The organism is Streptomyces sp. T39, from assembly GCF_008042045.1.
Lineage (GTDB): Bacteria > Actinomycetota > Actinomycetes > Streptomycetales > Streptomycetaceae > Streptomyces.
In genome coordinates this window covers 676,252-698,357 of record NZ_RDBP01000037.1, presented here as the reverse complement: position 1 = coordinate 698,357, position 22,106 = coordinate 676,252, and the positions used below count along the sequence as shown (strand labels likewise).

21 protein-coding genes and 1 tRNA gene are annotated in these 22,106 nt (G+C 72.5%); 12 read left to right on the top strand and 10 right to left on the bottom strand.

The features are described 5' to 3' along the window. The first annotated feature begins 236 nt into the window (after positions 1-236). The 6 genes from EAO77_RS25645 (at position 237) to EAO77_RS25620 (ending at position 7,436) form a co-directional block, all read left to right on the top strand. Positions 237-1,028, top strand: coding sequence for an MIP/aquaporin family protein (locus EAO77_RS25645; protein ID WP_147990633.1), 792 nt, complete (start codon positions 237-239; stop codon positions 1,026-1,028). A gap of 52 nt (positions 1,029-1,080) precedes the next feature. Next, positions 1,081-2,625, top strand: coding sequence for a glycerol kinase GlpK (gene glpK / locus EAO77_RS25640; protein ID WP_147990632.1), 1,545 nt, complete (start codon positions 1,081-1,083; stop codon positions 2,623-2,625). Positions 2,626-2,640: 15 nt separating this feature from the next. Further along, positions 2,641-4,260, top strand: a complete 1,620-nt coding sequence (locus EAO77_RS25635; RefSeq protein WP_147990631.1) for a glycerol-3-phosphate dehydrogenase/oxidase — start codon at positions 2,641-2,643, stop codon at positions 4,258-4,260. A 111-nt stretch (positions 4,261-4,371) separates the two neighbouring features. After that, positions 4,372-5,433 carry an LLM class flavin-dependent oxidoreductase gene (locus EAO77_RS25630; protein WP_147990630.1) on the top strand — a complete coding sequence of 354 codons (1,062 nt, stop codon included), beginning with the start codon at positions 4,372-4,374 and terminating at the stop codon, positions 5,431-5,433. 34 nt (positions 5,434-5,467) lie between these two features. Then, positions 5,468-6,139 carry a FadR/GntR family transcriptional regulator gene (locus EAO77_RS25625; protein WP_147990629.1) on the top strand — a complete coding sequence of 224 codons (672 nt, stop codon included), beginning with the start codon at positions 5,468-5,470 and terminating at the stop codon, positions 6,137-6,139. Between the two features lie 163 nt (positions 6,140-6,302). Then, the gene (locus tag EAO77_RS25620) at positions 6,303-7,436 is read left to right on the top strand and encodes a PAC2 family protein (RefSeq protein WP_147990628.1); all 1,134 of its coding nucleotides are present in this window, start codon (positions 6,303-6,305) and stop codon (positions 7,434-7,436) included. Between the two features lie 85 nt (positions 7,437-7,521). On the opposite strand, the gene mshC is transcribed toward EAO77_RS25620, so the two are convergent. The 4 genes from mshC to EAO77_RS25600 form a co-directional block, all read right to left on the bottom strand. Next, on the bottom strand, positions 7,522-8,751 hold the full coding sequence (mshC, locus tag EAO77_RS25615; RefSeq protein ID WP_147990627.1) for a cysteine--1-D-myo-inosityl 2-amino-2-deoxy-alpha-D-glucopyranoside ligase: 1,230 nt from the start codon (positions 8,749-8,751) through the stop codon (positions 7,522-7,524). A 122-nt stretch (positions 8,752-8,873) separates the two neighbouring features. Next, positions 8,874-9,701 carry an SCO1664 family protein gene (locus tag EAO77_RS25610; protein ID WP_147990626.1) on the bottom strand — a complete coding sequence of 276 codons (828 nt, stop codon included), beginning with the start codon at positions 9,699-9,701 and terminating at the stop codon, positions 8,874-8,876. After that, on the bottom strand, positions 9,665-10,255 hold the full coding sequence (locus EAO77_RS25605) for a DUF3090 domain-containing protein (protein WP_147990625.1): 591 nt from the start codon (positions 10,253-10,255) through the stop codon (positions 9,665-9,667). The genes EAO77_RS25610 and EAO77_RS25605 overlap by 37 nt, the downstream gene beginning before the upstream one ends. 164 nt (positions 10,256-10,419) lie before the next feature. Beyond that, a complete protein-coding gene (locus EAO77_RS25600; protein WP_147990624.1) occupies positions 10,420-11,124 on the bottom strand; it encodes a histidine phosphatase family protein in 705 nt (234 codons plus the stop codon). 113 nt (positions 11,125-11,237) lie between these two features. On the opposite strand from EAO77_RS25600, the gene corA reads away from it, so the two are divergent. After that, positions 11,238-12,230 carry a magnesium/cobalt transporter CorA gene (corA, locus tag EAO77_RS25595; protein ID WP_147991029.1) on the top strand — a complete coding sequence of 331 codons (993 nt, stop codon included), beginning with the start codon at positions 11,238-11,240 and terminating at the stop codon, positions 12,228-12,230. Positions 12,231-12,263: 33 nt separating this feature from the next. On the opposite strand, the gene EAO77_RS25590 is transcribed toward corA, so the two are convergent. Both EAO77_RS25590 and EAO77_RS25585 read right to left on the bottom strand, forming a co-directional pair. Beyond that, positions 12,264-13,049, bottom strand: a complete 786-nt coding sequence (locus EAO77_RS25590) for a ferritin-like domain-containing protein (protein ID WP_147990623.1) — start codon at positions 13,047-13,049, stop codon at positions 12,264-12,266. A 234-nt stretch (positions 13,050-13,283) separates the two neighbouring features. Next, on the bottom strand, positions 13,284-14,333 hold the full coding sequence (locus EAO77_RS25585; protein WP_147990622.1) for an LLM class F420-dependent oxidoreductase: 1,050 nt from the start codon (positions 14,331-14,333) through the stop codon (positions 13,284-13,286). Positions 14,334-14,462: 129 nt separating this feature from the next. Here EAO77_RS25585 and EAO77_RS25580 point away from each other — a divergent pair, with 129 nt between their 5' ends. Both EAO77_RS25580 and EAO77_RS25575 read left to right on the top strand, forming a co-directional pair. Next, on the top strand, positions 14,463-15,446 hold the full coding sequence (locus EAO77_RS25580; protein WP_147990621.1) for an aldo/keto reductase: 984 nt from the start codon (positions 14,463-14,465) through the stop codon (positions 15,444-15,446). A 105-nt stretch (positions 15,447-15,551) separates the two neighbouring features. Further along, positions 15,552-17,279 (top strand): helix-hairpin-helix domain-containing protein, encoded by a 1,728-nt coding sequence (locus tag EAO77_RS25575; protein ID WP_410088717.1) that lies wholly within the window; start codon positions 15,552-15,554, stop codon positions 17,277-17,279. A 136-nt stretch (positions 17,280-17,415) separates the two neighbouring features. Here EAO77_RS25575 and EAO77_RS25570 read toward each other — a convergent pair whose 3' ends face one another. Next, positions 17,416-18,075 (bottom strand): hypothetical protein, encoded by a 660-nt coding sequence (locus tag EAO77_RS25570; protein ID WP_147990620.1) that lies wholly within the window; start codon positions 18,073-18,075, stop codon positions 17,416-17,418. Between the two features lie 47 nt (positions 18,076-18,122). Between EAO77_RS25570 and EAO77_RS25565 the strand changes: the two genes are divergently transcribed. Beyond that, positions 18,123-18,311, top strand: coding sequence for a DUF5703 family protein (locus EAO77_RS25565; RefSeq protein ID WP_100106356.1), 189 nt, complete (start codon positions 18,123-18,125; stop codon positions 18,309-18,311). Between the two features lie 85 nt (positions 18,312-18,396). Here EAO77_RS25565 and EAO77_RS41075 read toward each other — a convergent pair whose 3' ends face one another. The 3 genes from EAO77_RS41075 to EAO77_RS25550 all read right to left on the bottom strand — a co-directional run bounded on the left by EAO77_RS41075 (position 18,397) and on the right by EAO77_RS25550 (position 21,050). Further along, positions 18,397-19,173 carry a chaplin gene (locus EAO77_RS41075; RefSeq protein ID WP_147990619.1) on the bottom strand — a complete coding sequence of 259 codons (777 nt, stop codon included), beginning with the start codon at positions 19,171-19,173 and terminating at the stop codon, positions 18,397-18,399. A gap of 153 nt (positions 19,174-19,326) precedes the next feature. Next, complete coding sequence (locus tag EAO77_RS25555) at positions 19,327-19,560, bottom strand: chaplin (protein ID WP_147990618.1); 234 nt, start codon at positions 19,558-19,560, stop codon at positions 19,327-19,329. Positions 19,561-19,724: 164 nt separating this feature from the next. Continuing rightward, on the bottom strand, positions 19,725-21,050 hold the full coding sequence (locus EAO77_RS25550; RefSeq protein ID WP_147990617.1) for a M20/M25/M40 family metallo-hydrolase: 1,326 nt from the start codon (positions 21,048-21,050) through the stop codon (positions 19,725-19,727). A gap of 188 nt (positions 21,051-21,238) precedes the next feature. Between EAO77_RS25550 and EAO77_RS25545 the strand changes: the two genes are divergently transcribed. Beyond that, positions 21,239-21,326 (top strand) — tRNA-Leu (locus tag EAO77_RS25545). Positions 21,327-21,544: 218 nt separating this feature from the next. Further along, on the top strand, positions 21,545-22,106 hold a 562-nt coding region (locus EAO77_RS25540; protein ID WP_261994139.1), incomplete at its 3' end, for an RICIN domain-containing protein.

The following is a 22,106-nucleotide window of genomic DNA, read 5'->3' as shown; positions in this document are numbered from 1 at the left end:
TGTGCAGGCGGACGCACCATCGGATAACGATCCGGCTTTCGACCGCTCAACCCTTGACGCCGTCTTCACCCGGGACAAAACTGCCGTGCATCGGTCGGCATTGTCGAACAGCTAACGGCAATACGCGCTAGAGTGTGACAACGCCAAGGGCCGGCATTCGCCCCCATCTATGGGCGCGAACCTCCGGAGGGACCCGGGGTTCGCCTTCCCCTGGACGTAGGACAAAGGAGTCGCGGGTGGACAGCGACAAGATCTTCATCGGTGAGACCATCGGCACCGCCGTACTCATCCTGCTCGGTGGCGGCGTGTGTGCCGCCGTCACCCTCAAGAGCTCCAAGGCGCGCAACGCGGGCTGGCTCGCCATCACCTTCGGGTGGGGCTTCGCGGTGCTCACCGCGGTCTACATGACCGGCGCGCTCTCCGGTGCCCACCTCAACCCGGCGGTCACCCTCGGCATCGCGATAAAGGACAACACCTGGGGCGACGTCCCCGTCTACCTCGCCGGACAGATGCTCGGCGCGATGATCGGCGCCACCCTCGTGTGGATCGCCTACTACGGACAGTTCCACGCGCATCTCACCGATCGCGAGATCGTCGGGGACCCCGCCGAGAAGCCGGTCGAGGGCCCCCACGCGGAGGGCGACGGCCACGCCGGCCCCGTGCTCGGCGTCTTCTCCACCGGACCCGAGATCCGCAACGTCTGGCAGAACCTCGCCACCGAGATCATCGGCACCCTGGTGCTGGTGCTCGCCGTGCTCACCCAGGGGCTCAACGACAGCGGCAAGGGCCTCGGCCCGATCGGCGGCCTGATCACCGCCCTGGTGGTGGTCGCCATCGGTCTGTCGCTCGGCGGCCCGACCGGCTACGCCATCAACCCGGCCCGCGACCTCGGCCCCCGCATCGTGCACGCGCTGCTTCCGCTGCCGAACAAGGGCGGCTCCGACTGGAGCTACGCCTGGATCCCCGTCGCCGGCCCCCTGATCGGTGCGGCCGCCGCCGCGGGTATCTACACCATCGCGTTCGCCTGAGACACGACCGCCGCACGAGCCGTACATCCTCAGACCTGAGCAGGAGCACCCCGTGACCGACGCACACACCACCACGTCCTCCCACGGCGCCGGGCCGTTCATCGCGGCCATCGACCAGGGCACCACGTCCAGCCGCTGCATCGTCTTCGACAAGGACGGCCGGATCGTCTCGGTCGACCAGAAGGAGCACGAGCAGATCTTCCCCAAGCCGGGCTGGGTCGAGCACGACGCCGCCGAGATCTGGACCAACGTCCAGGAGGTCGTCGCCGGCGCCATCCGCAAGGCCGGGATCACCGCCGCCGACGTCAAGGCGATCGGCATCACCAACCAGCGCGAGACCACGCTGCTGTGGGACAGGAACACCGGCGAGCCCGTCCACAACGCCATCGTCTGGCAGGACACCCGCACCGACGCCCTCTGCAAGGAGCTCGGGCGCAACGTCGGCCAGGACCGCTTCCGCCGCGAGACCGGGCTGCCCCTGGCCTCCTACTTCGCCGGCCCGAAGGCCCGCTGGCTGCTGGACAACGTCGAGGGCCTGCGCGAGCGGGCGGAGCGCGGCGACATCCTCTTCGGCACCATGGACTCCTGGGTCATCTGGAACCTGACCGGCGGCACCGACGGCGGGGTGCACGTCACCGACGTCACCAACGCCTCGCGCACCATGCTGATGAACCTGCACACCATGGAGTGGGACGACAAGATCCTCCAGTCCATGCAGGTGCCGGCCCAGATCCTGCCCGAGATCCGGTCGTCCGCCGAGGTGTACGGCCTCGCCAAGGGCGGTGCGCTCGACGGCGTCCCGGTCGCCTCCGCGCTCGGCGACCAGCAGGCGGCCCTCTTCGGGCAGACCTGTTTCGCCAAGGGCGAGGCCAAGTCCACCTACGGCACCGGCACCTTCATGCTGATGAACACCGGTGACACGCCGGTCAATTCGTACAACGGGCTGCTGACCACCGTCGGATACCGCATCGGCGACCAGAAGGCGGTCTACGCCCTGGAGGGCTCCATCGCGGTCACCGGATCGCTGGTGCAGTGGATGCGCGACCAGATGGGGCTGATCAACTCCGCCGCGGAGATCGAGACCCTGGCGCTGTCCGTGGAGGACAACGGCGGCGCGTACTTCGTGCCGGCCTTCTCCGGCCTGTTCGCCCCGTACTGGCGTTCCGACGCCCGCGGTGTGATCGCCGGACTGACCCGGTACGTGACCAAGGCGCACATCGCGCGCGCCGTGCTGGAGGCCACCGCCTGGCAGACCCGCGAGATCACCGACGCCATGACCAAGGACTCCGGCGTCGAGCTGACCGCGCTCAAGGTCGACGGCGGAATGACCTCCAACAACCTGCTGATGCAGACGCTCTCGGACTTCCTGGACGCCCCCGTGGTGCGCCCCATGGTCGCCGAGACCACCTGCCTCGGCGCCGCCTACGCCGCCGGCCTGGCCGTCGGCTTCTGGCCCGACACCGACGCGCTGCGCGCCAACTGGCGCAGGGCCGCCGAGTGGACTCCCCGCATGGAGGCCGACCGGCGCGAGCGCGAGTACAAGAGCTGGCTCAAGGCCGTGGAGCGGACCATGGGCTGGCTCGACGAGGAAAACTGACGAGGAGCAGCAACAATGACCACCCTGCAGAGCGTCCCCTCCGGGACGCACCCGGCCTCCGGCGCGGTGTCCTCCTTCAAGGCCGCGAGCCGCGCCGAGACCCGGGAGCAGCTCTCCACGGCGACGTACGACCTCCTGGTGATCGGCGGCGGCATCCTGGGCATCTCCACCGCCTGGCATGCGGCGCAGTCCGGGCTGCGGGTGGCCCTGGTGGACGCCGGCGACTTCGCCGGCGCCACGTCCTCCGCCTCCTCCAAGCTCCTCCACGGCGGTCTGCGCTACCTGCAGACCGGCGCGGTGAAGCTGGTCGCGGAGAACCACTTCGAGCGGCGGGCGGTCTCCCGCCAGGTGGCCCCCCACCTGGCGAACCCGCTCACCTTCTACCTGCCCGTCTACAAGGGCGGGCCGCACGGCGCCGCGAAGCTCGGCGCGGGCGTCTTCGCCTACTCCGCGCTCTCCGCGTTCGGCGACGGCGTCGGCCATCTGCTGAGCCCGGCGAAGGCGGCGGCCGACGTGCCGGAGCTGCGCACGGACAATCTCAAGGCCGTCGCGGTGTACGGCGACGACCAGATGAACGACGCCCGGATGGCGCTCATGACCGTCCGCGCGGCCGTCGAGTCGGGCGCCACCGTGCTCAACCACGCCGAGGTCACGGGGCTGCGCTTCACCCGGGGCCGGGTCACCGGCGCGGAGCTGAAGGACCGCACGGACGGCACCGAGTTCGGTGTCGACGCGCGGCTGGTGCTCAACGCGACCGGTCCCTGGGTCGACCACCTGCGCCGGATGGAGGACGCGGGCGCCGCTCCCTCGATCCGGCTCTCCAAGGGCGCGCACCTGGTCCTCAAGCGCACCTCGCCGTGGAAGGCGGCGCTGGCGACCCCGATCGACAAGTACCGGATCACCTTCGCCCTCCCCTGGGAGGACATGCTGCTCCTGGGCACCACGGACGAGGAGTTCGAGGGCGACCCGGCGGAGGTGGCGGTGACCGAGAAGGACACCGCGCAGATCCTGGACGAGGCGGCGTTCTCCATCCGGGACCAGCAGCTGTCGCGGGATCTGATCACGTACTCCTTCGCGGGTCTGCGGGTGCTGCCGGGCGGGCCCGGCGACACCTCCAAGGCCAAGCGGGAGACGGTCGTCACCGAGGGCAGGGGCGGCATGCTGTCGGTCGCCGGCGGAAAGTGGACGACCTTCCGCCACATCGGCCGCACGGTGATGAACAAGCTGGCGGCGCTGCCGGGCCGGCCGCTCGCGGAGGACATGGAGCCCATCGCGCGGCTGCCGAGGAAGCTCCCGCTGCCCGGGATCGCGAACCCGAACGCGGTCGCGCACCGGCTCCTCGTCGACGGCGGCACCCCCGGCCCCCGGATGGCGGCGGACACCGCCCGCCACCTCGCGACCCACTACGGCTCGCTGGCGTTCGACATAGCCAGGCTGGCGGCCGAGGACCCGGCGCTCGCCGAGCGCGTGCACCCGGACGCGCCCGAGATCTGGGCGCAGGTGGCGTACGCGCGGGACCACGAGTGGGCGCAGACGGCGGACGACGTGCTGCGCCGCCGGACGACGCTGACGATCCGGGGCCTCGCCACGGACACCGTGCGCGGCCGGGTCGAGGACATGCTGGGCGACCGCTGAGCCGTGCCCGCGGATCCGCCGCCCCCGGCGGATCCGCGGGCCGTCGCCGCTCCCGGGGTGCTGCCACACGGACGCCACAGTGCCGCAACACACGGTGGCGACAGTTGAGGCATGAAGTTCCAGGTGCTCTCCCTCATCGGTCATGCCCCGCACCCCCTCACCGGGGAACTCCCCTCCGCCGCCGACCGGTTCGAGGACGTCCTCGCCGTCGGCGAGGAGGCGGAGCGCCTCGGCTACGACGCCCTCGCCGTCGGCGAGCGGCACGCCGGGGCGTTCCTGTCGTCCAGTCCGACCGCCGTCCTCGGCGCGCTGGCCGCCCGTACCCGCCGCATCCGGCTGCTGACCGGCGTCACGGTCGTGGCGATCCTCGATCCGGTGCGGGTCGCGGAGGACTACGCCACCCTCGACCAGATCTCCCGCGGCCGCGTCGAACTCGTCGTCGGCAAGGGCGCGGAGGCCGGGCACTTCGATCTCTTCGGGCTCGACGAGTCACGCCAGTGGGATCTCCAGCGGGAGAAGTACGAGCTGCTGCGGCGCCTGTGGAGCGAGGAGGAGGTGGACTGGGAGGGCGAGTTCCGGCCACCGTTGCGGAAGGTGACCACGGTGCCACGCCCCTACGCCGGCCCGCCGCGGGTCTGGCACGGCTCCGCCACGAGCCTCAACTCCACCGAGCTCGCGGCGAAGCACGGCGATCCGCTCTTCACCGCGAACGCGATCCAGCCCCGCGAGGCGTACGCCCGGCTGATCGGCCACTACCGGGAACGCTTCGCCGCGTACGGGCACGACCCGGCCCGCGCCCATGTCGCCGCGGGCTCGGGCGGGCTGCTGATCGCGGGGTCGGCGCGGGAGGCGATCTCCCGTCACAAGGAGCTGTACGAGGCGAAGGTGGCGCAGACCTTCCGGCCCGAGCTGGAGGGACGGGCCGGGTACAACACCCCGTTCCGCACCATCGAGGACGCCGTCGCCGGGGGCCCGCAGCTCATCGGCGGCCCCCAGGAGATCATCGACAAGATCCTCGGCTGGCACGAGGTGTACGGACACGATCTGCAGTCGGTCACCGTGGACGGCTTCGGCCTGGAGCGGGCCGAGCAGATCGACATGCTGCGGCGCTTCGCCGAGGAGGTCGTCCCGGTCGTGCGGAAGGAGGCCCCGACCGCGCTGTGGACCTCATAATGGGGCGATACATCGGATGTCTGGAGGTCGCCCCGTGGCTGTCACCGACGAGGCCATCGAGAAGATCAAGTCAATGATCGTCTCGGGCACGCTGCGCCCCGGCGACCGGCTGCCCAAGGAGAGCGAACTCGCGGCGGAGCTCGGTCTCTCCCGGAACTCGCTGCGCGAGGCCGTGCGCGCGCTGGCCCTCATCCGCATCCTCGACGTCCGCCAGGGCGACGGCACCTATGTGACGAGCCTCGATCCGCAGCTGCTGCTGGAGGCGCTGAGCTTCGTGGTGGACTTCCACCGCGACGACACGGTGCTGGAGTTCCTCGTCGTGCGCCGCATCCTGGAGCCCTCGGCCACGGCGATGGCCGCGACGCGGATAGGCGAGGAGGAACTGGACGCGCTGTCGGCCCAGTTGGACGCGCTCGGCCCCGAGCCCTCCCTCGAGGAGCTCGTCGCGGCGGATCTGGAGTTCCACCGGGGCATCGTGTCGGCGGCCGGCAACTCGGTGCTGTGCTCCCTCCTCGACGGCCTGTCGGGGCCGACGACCCGGGCGCGTGTCTGGCGCGGTCTGACCCAGGAGGACGCGGTGGGCCGCACCCTCCGGGAGCACCGGGCGATCCTCGCCGCCCTGCGCGACCGGGACGCCGAAGCGGCCCGGGCCTGGGCGACGGTGCACGTGGCGAGCGTGGAGCAGTGGCTGCGGTCCACGCTGTAGGGGCGGCCGCGGCCCGCCCGCCACGGGAGGCGGAGGGCTTCCGGGCCCCGGGGGTTGACACATCCCGCGAAGTTCACCCGGCTGTGCAAGGGGGCTGCGGCGGGGCACCCGTGACGCCGTAAGGTTGTGGCCGTAACGGACAGAACTTCGGAAGGAGGCCTGGGTGATCGAGCTCGAGGGGGTACCCGAGCTGATCGACCCGGTCATGGTGGCCGCGTTCGAGGGCTGGAACGACGCCGGCGACGCCGCCTCCACCGCGGTCGCACACCTCGACCGGGAATGGAAGGGGGAGGTGTTCGCGGCACTCGACGCCGAGGACTACTACGACTTCCAGGTCAACCGGCCGACGGTGTGGCTGGACGGCGGCGTACGGAAGATCACCTGGCCCACGACCCGGCTGTCCGTCGTGCGCATCGGCGGTGACAAGCCGCGCGACCTGGTCCTGGTGCGGGGCATCGAGCCCTCCATGCGCTGGCGTTCGTTCTGCAACGAGATCCTGGGCTTCGCCCATGAGCTGGGTGTGGAGATGGTGGTGATCCTGGGCGCCCTGCTCGGCGACACCCCGCACACCAGGCCGGTCCCGGTCAGCGGGATCACCTCGGATCCGGAGCTGGCCCGCACCATGGACCTGGAGGAGACCCGCTACGAGGGCCCGACCGGCATCGTGGGCATTCTCCAGGAGGCGTGCACCCACGCCGGCGTCCCGGCGGTGAGCCTGTGGGCCGCGGTGCCGCACTACGTCTCCCAGCCGCCCAACCCGAAGGCGACGCTGGCCCTGCTCAACCGGCTCGAGGACCTGATCGACCTGCGCATCCCGCTCGGCGAGCTGCCCGAGGACGCCCGTGCCTGGCAGCTGGGCGTGGACCAACTGGCCGCCGAGGACAGCGAGGTGGCGGAGTACGTGCAGACCCTGGAGGAGGCGCGGGACACCGCGGAGCTGCCCGAGGCCTCGGGCGAGGCGATCGCCCGCGAGTTCGAGCGGTACCTGCGCCGGCGCGACGGCTCGGGCCCCGGCGGCCACGCGACCGACGGCGGCGAGGGCAGCTCGTACCTGCGGGACACGGCCGGCGGCCGCACGCGCCCGCCGCTGCCGCCCCGGACCGAACGCGACGCGGACACCGAGCACGGCGGCGACCGGTCCCCCGGCACGGACAGAGGCCCGGACGGGGACACGGACAGAGCCGCGGACGGCGGCGCGGACCCGGACGGCGGCACGGCCCCGGGCCGGGACACCGGACCGGCGGGGGGCGGCGACGGCGGCGGCCCGGGGGAGACGGACGGGTCGTCCGAGGACTGACCCCTGGATCAGGACGTGGACGCACCGCGGGGGCGACGCCGGTCCGGCGTCGCCCCCGCGGTGCGTCCCGCCCGGGGACGCCGGGTCAGAGTGCCACGCCGAGGAGCGCGTCCACGGCCCGGGAGGCCAGCCCGGGCGCGCCTTCGTCGCTCCCGCCCTGCGCGCTCTGCAGCGCGGCCCAGCGGTCGACGGCGGCGAGCGCCGCGGGGGCGTCGAGGTCGTCGGCGAGGGCCTCGCGGATCTCGTCGACGAGGGCGTCCGCGGACGGCCCGTCGGGCCGGGACACGGCGGCCCGCCAGCGTCCGAGACGCTCCACGGCCTCGCGCAGCACGTCGTCGGTCCACTCCCAGTCGGCCCGGTAGTGGTGCGCGAGCAGGGCGAGCCGGATCGCGGCAGGGTCGACGCCCTCCCTGCGCAGTGCGGAGACGAAGACCAGGTTGCCCTTGGACTTGGACATCTTCTCGCCGTCGAGGGCGACCATGCCCGCGTGCACGTACGCCTTGGCGAAGGGGTGCTCGCCGGTCAGCGCCTGGGCGTGGGAGGCACCCATCTCGTGGTGGGGGAAGACCAGGTCCGAGCCGCCGCCCTGGACGTCGAAGCCCATGCCGAGGTGGTCCAGCGCGATGGCGACGCACTCGATGTGCCAGCCGGGGCGGCCCCGTCCGAGACTCGCGCCGTCCCAGCTGGGCTCGCCCTCGCGGGCGGCCATCCACAGCATCGGGTCCAGCGGGTTCTTCTTGCCGGGCCGCTCGGGGTCGCCGCCGCGTTCGGCGGAGAGCAGCCGCATGGCCTCGGCGTCCAGGTGGGAGACCTGCCCGAAGTGCGGGTCGGACTCCACCGAGAAGTAGACGTCGCCCTCGAGCTCGTAGGCGGCGCCGGCGTCCCGCAGCCGCTCGACGAGCGGCACGATGCCGGGTATCGCCTCCACGGCCCCGATGTAGTGCTGCGGCGGGAGCATCCGCAGGGCGGTCATGTCCTCGCGGAAGAGGGCGGTCTCCCGCTCGGCGAGCGCGGTCCAGTCGTGGCCGTCGCGGATCGCGCGCTCCAGCAGCGGATCGTCGACGTCCGTCACGTTCTGGACGTAGTGGACCTGCCGCTTGGTGTCGAGCCACACGCGCTGCACGAGGTCGAACGCGTTGTAGGTCGCCGCGTGACCCATGTGGGTCGCGTCGTACGGCGTGATGCCGCAGACGTAGATACGGGCGACGGGACCGGGGTCGAGGGTCAGGGGACCGCCGGTCGCGGTGTCGTGGATCCTGAGGTCGCGGCCCTTGCCGGGCAGGGCGGGGACCTCGGAAGCGGGCCAGGCATGCATGCAAGGAGCCTAACCGGACGCATGTTCCGGATACGAACCGGATCACTGCTCTTGGCCGGTTGGGCGTTCTTGCGCGGACGGACCGTCTGTGCTGGAACGCTCCCGTCCCCGCAGGAGAGCCTCTAGACCGGCGGCCAGGGGATCGCGGGCCACTCCCCCGACGGTTCGGGGTGGGTGCCGGACCGCAGCAGCGCCGCGACCCTGGCGCGCAGGGCGGTGATCTCGGCGGCCGTGAGCAGTTGGGCCAGACGGGTGGTGAGCGGCGCGCCCTCGGCGAGGACACCGGTCATCGCCGTCAGCGCCTCGGTCGCCTCACCGGTCAGCGGCTCCCCCGCCCACCCCCACAGCAGCGTGCGCAGCTTGTCGTCGGTGTTGAAGGTGACGCCGTGGTCGATCGCGTAGAGCGTGCCGTCGGCCGTGGGCAGCAGGTGGCCCCCCTTGCGGTCCCCGTTGTTGATCACCGCGTCGAGCACGGCGAGCCGCCGCAGGCGCGGGTCGTCGGCGTGGACGAGCAGCGCGGTGCGGCCCTCCCCCACCTCGGCGAGGCCGACCGCCTTCCAGCCGTCGCCCGGCTCGGGCCCGTCGACGAGGGCGAGCAGCTCGGCGGCGGGGTCCGCCTCGACCCACAGCTGCGCCATGCCCTGCCCGTACGGCCCCTCGCGCAGCACCGTGGGCGGCACCAGGCCCCATCCCGTCGCCTCGGACAGCTCGTACGCGGCGACCTCGCGCTGGGCGAGGGTGCCGTCGGGGAAGTCCCACAGCGGGCGTTCGCCGGCGACGGGTTTCCAGACGCAGTGCCCCTCGGCCCCGTCGAGGGAGACGGTGCAGTACAGCACCGCGTTGGACGCCTCACGGACCTGGCCCAGGACGGTCAGCTCGCCCTCGGTGAGCAGGGTGAGCGCATCGGCCGTGCTCACGCTCCCCGTCGGTATCCGTTCTGGCGCGGGCATACGTGTCCTTCCGGGTCGAGCGGCAGGCTGCACAGCGGGCAGGGCGGACGGCCGGCGTTCACCACGTCGAGGGCCCGCTTGGCGAATGCCCTCGCCTGGGCGCCGGTGAGCCGCACGCGGAGCATCGGCGGGCCGTTCTCCTCGTCCTGGAGCAGCCGCTCCTCGGCCTCGGCGAGGTCCTCCTCGGAGTCCGCGTCGAGTTCGACGAGCGCCTGCGCCTCGACGATCATGCGCTGTTCCTCGCCGTCCCAGGCCAGCGCCATGGTGCCGACCCGGAACTCCTCCTCGACCGGGTTGTCGAGCGGGGCGGTGTCCCCGACCTCGGTCGGGGCGACGGCCGGGACGGGCGCGTTGCCGCCGGTGCGGCGCACGACTTCGTCGAGCAGCTCGTCGATCCGCTCGGCGAGTGCCGCGACCTGGGTCTTCTCCAGAGCGACGCTGGTGACGCGGCCTGCGGCGGAAGCCTGCAGGAAGAACGTACGGCGTCCAGGCAACCCGACCGTGCCGGCCACGAAACGTTCCGGCGGGTCGTAGAGGAACACCTGACGGGACACGTCCTGTCTCCCTTGGGATCGGTCTTGGGATCGGTCTTCGACGGATCGTCGGGACCGTTCGCCCGCACAACCGGCGGTGGTGCTCTGCGGGCGTCGGCCGTGGGCGTCCGGTCGTCGTCACGGGCCTTCGGCCCGCGGCCCGTCCACCCTACTGCGCCGAGCGATCACGGTGCGCCCGCGCCACCTCCGACGACTCCCTGCCCCCGGTCCTCGGTCCGGCTCTCCTCGTCCGGCTCGGGCGGCACGAGGGATCCGAGGTCGCCGGTGTCGCCCAGCCTCAGCAGGAAGGGGCGGGTGCGGGTCCAGCGGATCGCGGTGACCGAGCACGGCTCGACGTGCACGCGCTGGAACAGGTCGAGATGCATGCCGAGGGCGTCCGCCACCAGGGACTTGATGATGTCGCCGTGCGAGCACATCAGGAAGACCGCGTGCTCGCCGTGCTCGCGGTCGACGCGCTCGTTCCACTCCCGGACGGCGTCGACGGCCCTGGCCTGCATGGCGCGCATCGACTCGCCGCCGGGGAAGACGGCCGCCGACGGATGCTGCTGGACGACTTCCATCAGCGGTTCCTGGGCGAGTTCGGCGAGCTTGCGCCCGGACCAGTCGCCGTAGTGGCATTCGCCGATGCGGTCGTCGGTCTCCAGCGTGAGCCCGGGACGGGCGGCCAGCAGCGGCGCCACGGTCTCCCGGCAGCGCTCCAGCGGGCTGCTGACGACCGCCGCGAGGGGCACCCGCGCGAGCCGGCCGGGCAGCGACGCGGCCTGCGCGCTCCCCCGCTCGTCGAGGTGGACACCGGGCGTCCACCCGGCGAGCACCCCCTCGGTGTTGGCGGTGGAACGTCCGTGCCGTACGAGGATCAGCGTGGCCATGGCGGCAAGCCTACGACCCCGCCGCCCGATGGTGGGCCGGGTCCGCGTCGCGGGCCGTGAGCCCGGTCTCACGGCCCGCGACGGGTGGTGTGGGCACCGTGGCCTCAGGGAAGATGCTGGCCGTGATCGTGGACTGTGCCATCTACCGCGACGGACGCCGCACCGAGGGCCCGTCGGACTTCTCCGATGCCCTGGGGCAGGCCCGGGCCTCGGGGGACGCGTTCCTCTGGATCGGGCTGCACGAGCCGACGGAGGAGGAGTTCGAGCATGTCTCGGAGGAGTTCGGACTGCATCCCCTCGCGGTCGAGGACGCTCTGAAGGCCCACCAGCGGCCCAAGCTGGAGGTCTACGACGACTCGCTCTTCGTGGTGCTCAAGCCCGTGGTCTACGAGCCGCGCAGCGACACGGTCAGTGCCGGTGAACTGATGGTCTTCATAGGGGACTCGTTCGTGGTGACCGTGCGCCACGGCGTGGGGGCCCCGCTGCACGACGTGCGGCAGCGCCTGGAGGCCGAGCCCGCGGTGCTGCGCCACGGACCGACGTCCGTGCTGTACGCGATCAGCGACGCGGTGGTCGACCACTACATCGAGATCGCCGCCGAACTCCAGCTGGACCTGGAGGAGATGGAGACGGAGGTGTTCGCGCCGGGGGCGCGGGACACCAGGAACATGGCCGCCCGGATCTACACCTTCAAGCGGCAGGTGCTGGAGTTCCGCCGGGCGGCCGGTCCGCTGGCGGCACCGATGGCCCGGCTCACGGGGACCGGGGTGCCGTTCGTGCACGAGCACTCGCAGCCGTTCTTCCGGGACGTGAGCGACCACCTGACCCGGGCCAACGAGCAGGTGGAGGGGCTCGACCGGCTGGTCTCCGACATCCTGTCCGCCCATCTCGCCCAGACCGGGGTGCGGCAGAACGACGACATGCGCAAGATCTCGGCGTGGGCGGCGATGGCCGCCGTGCCCACCATGGTCGCCGGCGTCTACGGGATGAACTTCGACCACATGCCCGAACTGCGGTGGCCGTGGGCCTACCCGGCGGTGGTGCTGCTGATGGCCGGCGCCGTGTTCGGCCTGTACCGGATGTTCAAGCACCGCGGCTGGCTCTGACCGCCGCGGTGCCGGGGCGTGCGGGTACCGCCGTCAGAACGCGGGCGCCGGGGTGGGCGGCCCGTCGAGAGCGCCGCGGCGCTCGGGCATGGTGAGGGAGACCATGCGGTGCCAGCCGCCGAGCCGTTCGTACGCGTACATCGCGTGGATGCCGGCGGCGAGCGTGGCGGACTTGGCCTTCGGCCAGTGCAGCAGCCGGCCCATGTGGCCCATGACGGCAAGGCTGACGTCGCGGTAGACCCTGATCTCCGTGAGGGCGCTCTCGCGCAGCACGCGCTGGATGGTGCGGCCGTGCCCCTCGGCGGCGAGCCGGAGCAACTCCTCGTGGCAGTAGGCCAGGTGGTTGTCCTCGTCGGCGGAGATCTGGCGGATCGCGTTGCCGACCTCGGGGTGGTCGCCGAAGTTCGTGACCAGCATCTCCATCTGGTCCGCGGCCCGCTGCTCGGTGACCCGGCTGTGCGACAGGTAGACGACGATGTCCTCCTCGGTGAGCGGCTCGTCCCCGCGCAGCTTGTCGTGCGCGAGTCCGATGCCCTCCCGTTCCAGCAGCGCCGTGTAGTCGGTCTCCGGCGGGACCGGGACGGGATCGAGGTGCCGCTTGCGCAGCAGCCCGTTGAAGATCCGTCCGTGCTTGTCCTCGTCGGCCCCGTGCCGCGTGATCTTGGGGGCGAGATCCCGCATGCCGTCGGGTACGAGAGCGGCGATGCGGGCGTTCTCCCAGCCCCCCTGCGTCTCTCCGCTGGCCGCGATGGAACAGAACAGCCGGTAGCTGTCGTCGCTGTCGATGATCTCCTGGAAAAGGCTGCGTGCCGAGAGCATGTCTGCCACCTCCTACAAGGCGTCCGCCGCCATCGAGTCAAATGCGGGACGCCGGTCGGGGCAACACGGGAGGGGGAACGGCTCACCCGAACGGGGGATGTGCCAGGTGGCGCCCGGGCAGTAACCGACGGAGGCGTCGCGCGTTGTACCCCGTGACGGCCGTGGCGGGGAAGACCCCCGAGCCCCCACCACGGCCGCAGACCTTCCCGGAGGGCGCTGGTCCTTCGAGCCCTGTCAGGCCAGGCCCGCGAGCTCCATGGCCTCGGTGCCGGCGCGCAGGGCCGCCAGGCGCTCGTCGAGGGTGAAGCCCGCCGGGGCGAGGGTGAGGGTGGTGACCCCGGCCGCCGCGTAGGCCGCCATCCGGTCGGCGATCCGGGCCACCGGCCCGAGCAGCGCGGTCTGGTCGATCAGCTGGTGCGGGACGGCCGCGGCGGCTCCCGCCTTGTCGCCGTCCAGGTACTTGTCCTGGATCTCGGCGGCCTCCTTCTCGTATCCCATGCGCTGGGCGAGCTGGTTGTAGAAGTTCTGCTTGCGGCTGCCCATGCCGCCCACGTACAGCGCGGTGTACGGGCGGAACATGTCCGCGAGACCGGGGACGTCGTCGCCGACGGCGAGCGGCAGGGTCGGGCAGACGTCGAAGCCCTCCGTCGTCAGGCCGGCCTTCTCCCGGCCCGCGCGGATGTGGCGGATCGCGGTGTCCTCCAAGTGCTCGGCGGAGGGGAAGATCAGCAGGGCGCCGTCGGCGATCTCGCCGGTCTGCTCCAGGTTCTTCGGTCCGATGGCCGCGATGTAGAGCGGGATGTGCTCGCGCTGCGGGTGCACGGTGAGCTTGATCGGCTTGCCGGGGCCGTCCGGCAGCGGCAGCGTCCAGTGCTCGCCCTCGTAGGACAGCCGCTCGCGGGTCATCGCCTTGCGGACGATCTCGACGTACTCGCGGGTGCGGGCGAGGGGCTTGTCGAACTTGACGCCGTACCAGCCCTCCGAGACCTGGGGGCCGGAGACGCCGAGGCCGAGGCGGAAACGGCCGCCGGACAGCGAGTCGAGCGTGGCCGCCGTCATGGCCGTCATGGCGGGCTGGCGCGCCGGGATCTGGAGGATCGCGGAACCGACGTCGATCCGCTCGGTCTGGGCGGCGACCCAGCTGAGCACGGTGGGCGCGTCGGAGCCGTACGCCTCCGCGGCCCAGCAGACGTCGTAGCCGAGCCTGTCGGCCTCCTGCGCGACGGCGAGGTTGTCGCCGTCCATCCCCGCACCCCAGTAACCGAGGTTGATGCCGAGCCGCATGAGCGCTCCCTCTTACTGATCAGTAACGTCCCTTTCCGGCGACTCTAGCGCGGGGCGGGCGCGAGCGGCAGGGGAAGGTTGTCCACAGCCTCTCTCCGCGTGTGCCCCCGGCCAGTAATCTCAGCGCCCATGGAGCAGAGGCATCTCGGCCGTACCGGCCTGCGCGTGTCCCGGATCGGGCTCGGCACCCTGACCTGGGGCCGGGACACCGACGAGCACGACGCGGCCGAGCAGTTGAAGGCGTTCTGGGAGGCGGGCGGGACGCTCGTCGACACCGCCGACGTCTACAGCGGCGGGGAGGCCGAATACGTGCTCGGCCAGCTGGTGGAGCGGCTGGTGCCCCGCCAGGATCTCGTCATCGCGACCAAGGCCGGCAGCGTGCGCGACCCCGACCGGCGGTTCGACGGGTCGCGCGGGCATCTGCTCGCCGCGCTGGACGCGTCGCTGGCGCGCCTCGGGACGGACCACGTGGACCTGTGGCAGGTCCACGCCTTCGATCCGGACACCCCGCTGGACGAGACGCTCCAGGCGCTCGACATCGCGGTCGCCAGCGGGCGGGCGCGGTACGCCGGCGTGTCGAACTTCTGCGGCTGGCAGCTTGCCAAGGCGGCGACCTGGCAGCTCGCGGCGCCGGGCACGCGGACCCGGCTGGCGAGCACGCAGATGGAGTACTCGCTGCTCCAGCGGGGCGTCGAGCGCGAGGTGCTGCCCGCGGCGCTGGACCTGGGGGTGGGCCTGCTCCCGTCCTCCCCGCTGGGGAGAGGCGTGCTGACCGGCAAGTACCGCTCGGGCGTGCCGACCGGGTCGCGGGGGGCGTCCGACCACATGGCGCCGTTCGTCGAGCCGTACCTGGACGAGGACGCGAGCAGGATCGTGGACGCCGTGGCGACGGCGGCGGACGGTCTGGCGGCCACCCCGCAGGAGGTGGCGCTCGCCTGGGTGCGCGACCGGCCGGGGGTGGTGGCCCCGATCGTCGGCGCGCGCAACGCGCAGCAGCTCATGGCGGCGTTGTCGGTGGAGGCGCTTAGTCTTCCTGACGAGATCCGCCGGGCGCTGGACGATGTCTCGGCGCCCGTGCACCGCTATCCCGACCAGGACTGGAGCACGCTGTGACCGCGCGCACCCCGGGCCCCCGCCCCGGCCGAGCACACCCCGGGCCCCCGCCCCGGCCGAGCACCGCCCTCGACGGCGCGCACGGCGGCGAGCAGATCGGCGGCCGTGCCGCTGAGCCCCGCCCCCGTGAGGGCGGCGGCTCCCACGCCGGCCCGCGAGGCGGCGCCGGAGACGCTGGAGGCGGTGCGGTCGGTGCTCGGCCGGGGCGGGGCCCCGGAGGCCCTCGCCGGACAGGTCGTCGACGCGCTCGGCGAGACGGCCGGGGACCGGCTCGCCGAGGACCCGTGGCAGCTGCTCGCCGTGCCCGGCGTGCGGCCCGAGCAGGCGGACGGATTCGCGCGGGCCCTGCTGGGTCAGGAGTGCGGGCCGGACGACGAGCGGCGGGCGGCGGCGCTGGTGGGCTGGGTGCTGGAGCGGGCCGCCCTCCGGGGAGACACCGCACAGGACGCCTCCGACGTGCGTGCGGCGCTGGCCGCGCGGCAGGTGCCCGACCCGGACAAGGCCGTGCAGCAGGCGGTCGAGTCGGGCGTCGCGCTCGTCTTCCAGGAGGGACTGGGGCCGACCGGGGAGGCCGGGGAGGGCACGGAGGGGGAGGACGCCGCCCCGGTGACGGTGCTGCTGGGCCTCGACCGGTACGCGATGGCGGAGGAGAGTCTCGCGGACGGTCTGGCCCGGCTGATCCGGACCTGTACGGCCGAGGAGTGGGAGGGCACCGAGCTGGTGCGGGCCGCCGGCGCCCACGGCGTCGTGGTGCACACCGGCGGCGAGGCGGCGCGCGCCGAGCCGGCCGCCCTGGCGGCCGGAGCCCGCGCGCGCGGCATGCGCGCCCTGGTGGCCGTGCACGGCGCCGACGGGATCCGCAGGCTCGGCCCGCAGGCCGAGGCCGTCACCGTCGCGGCGCTGCTGGACGGCTCGGCCGGTCCGGGGCGCGACGAGGACGGGGCGCTCGCCCTGGACCTGCTGGTGGTGCTGGACGCACCGCAGCTGGACGTGGAGACGGCGGCCGTGCTGGTGGAGTCGATGCCGGACGGCAGCCGCCTGGTGCTCGGCGGCGACCCGGGGGTGCTCCCGTCCGCGGGCGCCGGGCAGGTCCTCGGGGACCTGCTCGCCGCCCGGGTGTGCCCGCAGGTGGCCTCCCGGACGCCGGACCCGGGCCCCCTCGGCGAGCTGGTCTCCGGGATCGGCATCGGGGAGCTGAACCAGGTCGAGGCGCCCGGCAAGGAGATCGTCATCGTGCCGGTGCGGGACGCCGGGGAGGCGGTGCACCGGGCGGTGCAGCTCGTGGCCGACTCGGTGCCCCGGGCCATCGGCGTACCGTCCGGGCAGACGCAGGTGATCACCGTGGGGCACGGCGGCTCCGCCGGCACCCGGGCGCTCAACACCGCGCTGAAGCAGCGGCTCAATCCGGGCCCCGGCCGCTTCGGCGGCTTCGACCCGGGCGACCGCGTGGCCTACGCGCAGGGACTGGGCCGGACGGTGACGGGCACGGTGGTGTCCGCCGACGCCGACGGCCTGCACCTGGACTGCGACGGGACCCGCACGCTGGTCCCCCGGGCGCGGGTGGAGCAGGCGGTGCGGCACGGCTGGGCGGTGACGGCCCATCAGGCGGCCGGGACGCGCTGGCCCGCGGTCGTCGTCGTGCTGCCGGGCGACGCCGCGCAGGGGCTGAGCAGGCCCTGGGTGTACACGGCGTTCGGCCGGGGCGAGCGGCACGTCTCGGTGGTCCACGGCGTCGACCAGGCTCTCGCCCGTGCCGTGGCCGAGATGCCGGGAGAGCCGCGCACCACCCGGCTGCGCGGACTGCTGGAAGGTCTGCTGGCCGACGCGGGGTGATCCCGGGCACACGGGACGGCCCCGGCCCGGGGGCGGCGTGACGCCGCTCCCGGGACCGGGGCCGTGCCGGGACGGTCCCCCTCGTACCGGGCCGCCGTGTCCGGCGTCACTCCCGGCGACGAGGTGTCACCTCAGGTCATTCCTCCAGGTCGCCGGTCTCCTCGAAGTCCCCGAGGTCGTCCTCGTCGAAGACGGAGCTGACGTCGAAGCGGCAGACCACGCGCTGGGGGTCCGCCTGGTCGAAGGGCATGCTCAGCCACTCCCCCGGCTCGGGCAGCTCGTCCGCGGCGGACACCCACAGCGTCGAGTCGCCCTCCTCCAGGCCGAACTCCTTGTGCCGGGAGGCGATCTCGTCCGGTTCGTACTCACCGAAGAGGACACCGAGCGCCGCGTGGACGCTGGCGCCCACCACCGGCGCACTCCCCGGGCGCTCCTGCGCGCCCCGGTCGAGGTCGGCGATGCGCTGCGTCTGGGCGAGCAGCCGCTGCGGCTCGACCACGGCGTAGTCGCGCCGGATCAGCACGCTGAGCGCGTTCGGTTCCTCCGGTCCCGCGTACGGCGGCAGGGAGTCGTCCGCGCCGGGGATCTCGAAGGGGGTCACCTCGTCGTAGCGGTCGTAGAGCCTCTCGTCGTAGGCCTCCGCCGCCGCGGCGAGGGCGTTGAAGGCCTCGTAGACGGCCGGGTCGTCCTCGCCCGAGCGGTTCTCGACCGCCTCCAGGTGACGGTCCAGTGCGGCTTTGACCGCCTCGGCGGCGGCACGTACCTCGGCAGCGGTGGGCTGCGCAGCATCAGACATAGTGCAGACGCTATCCGTACCGGGCCGGTGCCCGCACAATAGATGCGATGCCGGAATACGAATTTGTCGACGTGTACGTGCCGCGCGGGGTCTCCCGCAAGGAGGCGACACGACTGCTGACCGACCACGCCGAGTACGGACACTGGGAGTTGGACCGACTGACGCTGCACCGGGACGGAAGCCGCCGGGTGCGTCTGCGCCGGCGGATCATCCGCCAGGTACGCGCCACCTGGTGATCGCCGACGCCGGGGAGCGGACCCTCGTCGAGGGGGCCCGCTCCCCGGCGTACGCACGCCGTGCGGGTGACGTGCGCCGGGCCCGCTACGCGGCCGCGCGTGCGCGGCGGTAGAGCACCGCACCGGCCAGCAGCAGTCCCACGCCCGCGGGGGCGAGGACGTCGAGCGCGTCCATGCCGGTCGCCGCGAGCCGGTCGTCGCCCTGGGGCGGCGTGACCGTCTGCGCACCGGGGGTGTTCGGCTCCTGCCAGGCGCCCGGGGTGTGGGGCGTCCGCGGCTGCTCGGGCTTCGGCTGCTCGGGCTTCGGCTGCTCGGGGGTCTGCGGGACCTCGGGGGTGTGCGGGACCTCGGGAGCGTTCGCACAGTCGTTGCCGAACGAGGGGTTCAGCAGGCCGCCGATGGTGATGCTGTTCCCACAGGCGTTGACCGGTACGTCGACCGGGGCCTGCACGTTGTTGCCCGAGCCGACACCGGGCGAATTGCTGGTGCCACCTCCCGCGTGCGAGCCGCCCCCGGCGTGCGAACCGCCGCCGTGCTGCGAGCCGCCGCCCTGGCCACCGCCGTGCTGCGAACCGCCGCCGTGCGAGCCACCGCCGTGCTGCGAGCCGCCGCCCGACCCGGACACGTTGGCGCACGTGTTGCCCATGGCGGGGTTGAGGAGCCCCACGACGTCCACGGTGTTGCCGCAGGCGTTCACGGGGATGTGGACGGGCGCCTGCACCGAGTTCCCGGACAGTACGCCCGGGGAGTTCGACGCTCCGCCGGCCGCCAGCGAGTCCGCCTGCGCGTACCCCCCGCCGAGCGCGATGACTCCGCCCGCTGCCGCGACGGAGATGAGGCCCTTCCGCGTGACCTGTCGCATGTGTGATGCCCTGCCTTCCAGCTGTCAGGTTGCCCCGGCCCACTGCCCGGGGAAAGGAAGAACCGGGCGGCCCCGGAGTGCATGGCACGCACTCCGGAACCGCCCGGATTCGGACCCGGTCCCTGGGGGCCGGGTCACCACGTCACATGAACGTCAGGCGTTGACGCAGGTGTTGCCGAAGGCGGGGTTCAGCAGGCCGATCACGTTGACCGTGTTGCCGCACACGTTCACCGGGATGTGGATCGGCGCCTGGACGACGTTGCCCGAGAGCACGCCGGGGGAACCGACAGCGGCACCCTGGGCGCCGGCGTCGGCCATGGCCACACCCGCGCCGGCGAGCACCAGACCACCGGTGGCAGCCGCAGCAGCGACGACCTTCTTGATCATTATTCCTCCTAGTTGGCACAAGCGGTCCCAGCCGCGGACCGCACCACCTGTAACGAGGAGGGCGCACGGGGGCTACGAGCCGAAACCCCCATTCACTCTTTCCGGTGGGCCGGGGACAGACGGTCGATTGGCGGCCGATCCGTCCGCCCGCGGCGCGCGGCGGTTCAGCACTGGTCGATGAACCGGTCGAGGACGCGCACGCCGAAGGTCAGGCCGTCGACCGGGACCCGCTCGTCCACGCCGTGGAACATGCCGGCGAAGTCCAGCTCCGGGGGCAGCTTGAGTGGCGCGAAGCCGAAGCAGCGGATGCCGAGGTCGTCGAAGGACTTGGCGTCGGTGCCGCCGGAGAGCATGTACGGCACCGCCCGGGCGATGGGGTCCTCGGCCTTGAGCGCGCTCTGCATGGCGTCGACGAGCGCGCCGTCGAAGCTGGTCTCCAGGGCCTTGTCGCCGTGCACGTCCTCACGCCGGACCCGGGGTCCGAGCAGCCGGTCGAGGTCGGCCAGGAACTCCTGCTCGTAACCGGGCAGGAAGCGCCCGTCGACGTGGGCGGTCGCCTGGCCGGGGATGACGTTCACCTTGTAGCCCGCGCCGAGCATGGTGGGGGCGGCGGAGTTCCGGAGCGTCGCGCCGACCATCTTGGCGATGCCGCCGAGCTTGGCGAGGGTGGCGTCCATGTCCTCGGGGTCGAGGGGGGTGCCGAGGGCGTCGGAGAGCTCGTCCAGGAACGAGCGCACGGTCTTGGTGACCCTGACCGGCCAGGTGTGGCGGCCGAGACGGCCCACCGCCTCGCACAGTTCGGTGATCGCGTTGTCGTTGTTGGTCATCGAGCCGTGGCCGGCGGTGCCGTCGACCGTGAGCCGCATCCAGTGCATGCCCTTCTGGGCGGTCTCGACGAGGTACAGGCGCAGGTTCTCGTTGACGGTGAACGAGAACCCCCCGACCTCGCCGATGGCCTCGGTCACGCCTTCGAAGAGGTCGGGGTGCTTGTCGACGAGGTACCGGGCGCCGTAGGTGCCGCCCGCCTCCTCGTCCGCGAGGAAGGCGAGCACGATGTCGCGCGGGGGCTTGCGCCCGCTGCGCAGCCGGTCACGGACGACGGCGAGGGTCATCGCGTCCATGTCCTTCATGTCCACGGCGCCGCGGCCCCACACGCAGCCGTCGGCGATCTCGCCGGAGAACGGGTGGTGGGTCCAGTCCTCCGCGTTGGCCGGGACGACGTCGGTGTGCCCGTGGATGAGCAGCGCGGGCCGGGACGGGTCCTCGCCCTCGATCCGGGCCACGGTGGAGGCGCGGCCCTTGTGGGACTCGATGATCCGCGGTTCGAGGCCCACCTCGGCGAGCTTCGCGGCGACGTATTCGGCGGCGGCGCGCTCGCCGGGGCCCGAGTGGTCGCCGTAGTTGCTGGTGTCGATCCGGATCAGCTCGCTGCAGAGGTCGACGACCTCGTCCTCCCCGGAGACGGTCCTGGCCGCATGGGACTCGCTCACGCTGATTCCTCCCGATGTCGCTGCTGGTGGTCCTCCCTTCATCCTCTCGCCATCGCACCCCGTTGCCCAAGGGCGGCTCCAGGCCGTCGCACGGTGTTCACGGCGGCCGGGGGTGTGATCGGGCAGGGCCGAATGTTTGCTATGGTTTTCCACGTCGGAACGGCCCGGGGCCGCGAGACAGACACCTTGTCCGGGTGGCGGAATGGCAGACGCGCTAGCTTGAGGTGCTAGTGCCCTTTATCGGGCGTGGGGGTTCAAGTCCCCCCTCGGACACCAGAGAGATCCCCACAGCTTCGGCTGTGGGGATTTTTTCGTTTCGCTGCCGCGGGCCTTGACCCGGGGGCGTGGTGGCTCTACGTTCTGCGATGTTCATATATGAGAACGCAGTCCAGAACCATGGTTCCTCGCGCGTTGGGCTGCGGGACCGCCACCGCACCGCACCAGCACCCCCGCCGACGTCTGCCACTGGGTCGCAGGCGAGGAAAGGAATCCTTGTGCGCACCAAGAACAAGCATGTCAGAAGGGTGAGGGGCCGCACAGCGGCCGTTTTCGCCACAGCCGGCTCGGTCATCGCCGTCGGCATCGCCGCCCTCGCCACGGCCACCTCGGCCTCGGCCGCTCCTGCACCGGGCTCGTACAGCCTGAAGAACGTCGGCAGCGGACTGTGTCTCCAGGTGCCGGGCGCCGGCACCGGGAACGGGGTCCAGCTGGCACAGTCGTCGTGCAACGGGGCGGCCGAGCAGACCTGGACGCTCAGCGCGTCCGGCGGCGGCTACACGCTGACCGCGGGCCACAGCGGCAAGTGCGCCGGCGTCCGCGACGCGTCCACCAGCGCGGGCAAGCCGGTCGAGCAGCAGTCCTGCTCCGGCACCGCGACGCAGGTGTGGAAGCTCACCGAGACCGGCGGCGGCTTCCAGGTCGTCAACGGCAACGGGGGCAAGTGCCTCAACGTCAAGGACGGCTCGACCGCGTCCGGCGCCCTGGTCCAGCAGAACTCCTGCGACTCCGTGAAGAGCAAGCACTGGACCTTCACCCCCGCCGGCTCCACCCCGCCCC

Coding starts and splice junctions, on each gene's coding strand:
- EAO77_RS25635 (WP_147990631.1), top strand. CDS start 2,641: ATGACCACCCTGCAGAGCGTCCCCTCCGGGACGCACCCGGCCTCCGGC.
- EAO77_RS25630 (WP_147990630.1), top strand. CDS start 4,372: ATGAAGTTCCAGGTGCTCTCCCTCATCGGTCATGCCCCGCACCCCCTC.
- mshC (WP_147990627.1), bottom strand. CDS start 8,751: ATGCATGCCTGGCCCGCTTCCGAGGTCCCCGCCCTGCCCGGCAAGGGC.
- EAO77_RS25610 (WP_147990626.1), bottom strand. CDS start 9,701: ATGCCCGCGCCAGAACGGATACCGACGGGGAGCGTGAGCACGGCCGAT.
- EAO77_RS25600 (WP_147990624.1), bottom strand. CDS start 11,124: ATGGCCACGCTGATCCTCGTACGGCACGGACGTTCCACCGCCAACACC.
- corA (WP_147991029.1), top strand. CDS start 11,238: ATGCTGGCCGTGATCGTGGACTGTGCCATCTACCGCGACGGACGCCGC.
- EAO77_RS25590 (WP_147990623.1), bottom strand. CDS start 13,049: ATGCTCTCGGCACGCAGCCTTTTCCAGGAGATCATCGACAGCGACGAC.
- EAO77_RS25585 (WP_147990622.1), bottom strand. CDS start 14,333: ATGCGGCTCGGCATCAACCTCGGTTACTGGGGTGCGGGGATGGACGGC.
- EAO77_RS25580 (WP_147990621.1), top strand. CDS start 14,463: ATGGAGCAGAGGCATCTCGGCCGTACCGGCCTGCGCGTGTCCCGGATC.
- EAO77_RS25570 (WP_147990620.1), bottom strand. CDS start 18,075: ATGTCTGATGCTGCGCAGCCCACCGCTGCCGAGGTACGTGCCGCCGCC.
- EAO77_RS25565 (WP_100106356.1), top strand. CDS start 18,123: ATGCCGGAATACGAATTTGTCGACGTGTACGTGCCGCGCGGGGTCTCC.
- EAO77_RS41075 (WP_147990619.1), bottom strand. CDS start 19,173: ATGCGACAGGTCACGCGGAAGGGCCTCATCTCCGTCGCGGCAGCGGGC.
- EAO77_RS25555 (WP_147990618.1), bottom strand. CDS start 19,560: ATGATCAAGAAGGTCGTCGCTGCTGCGGCTGCCACCGGTGGTCTGGTG.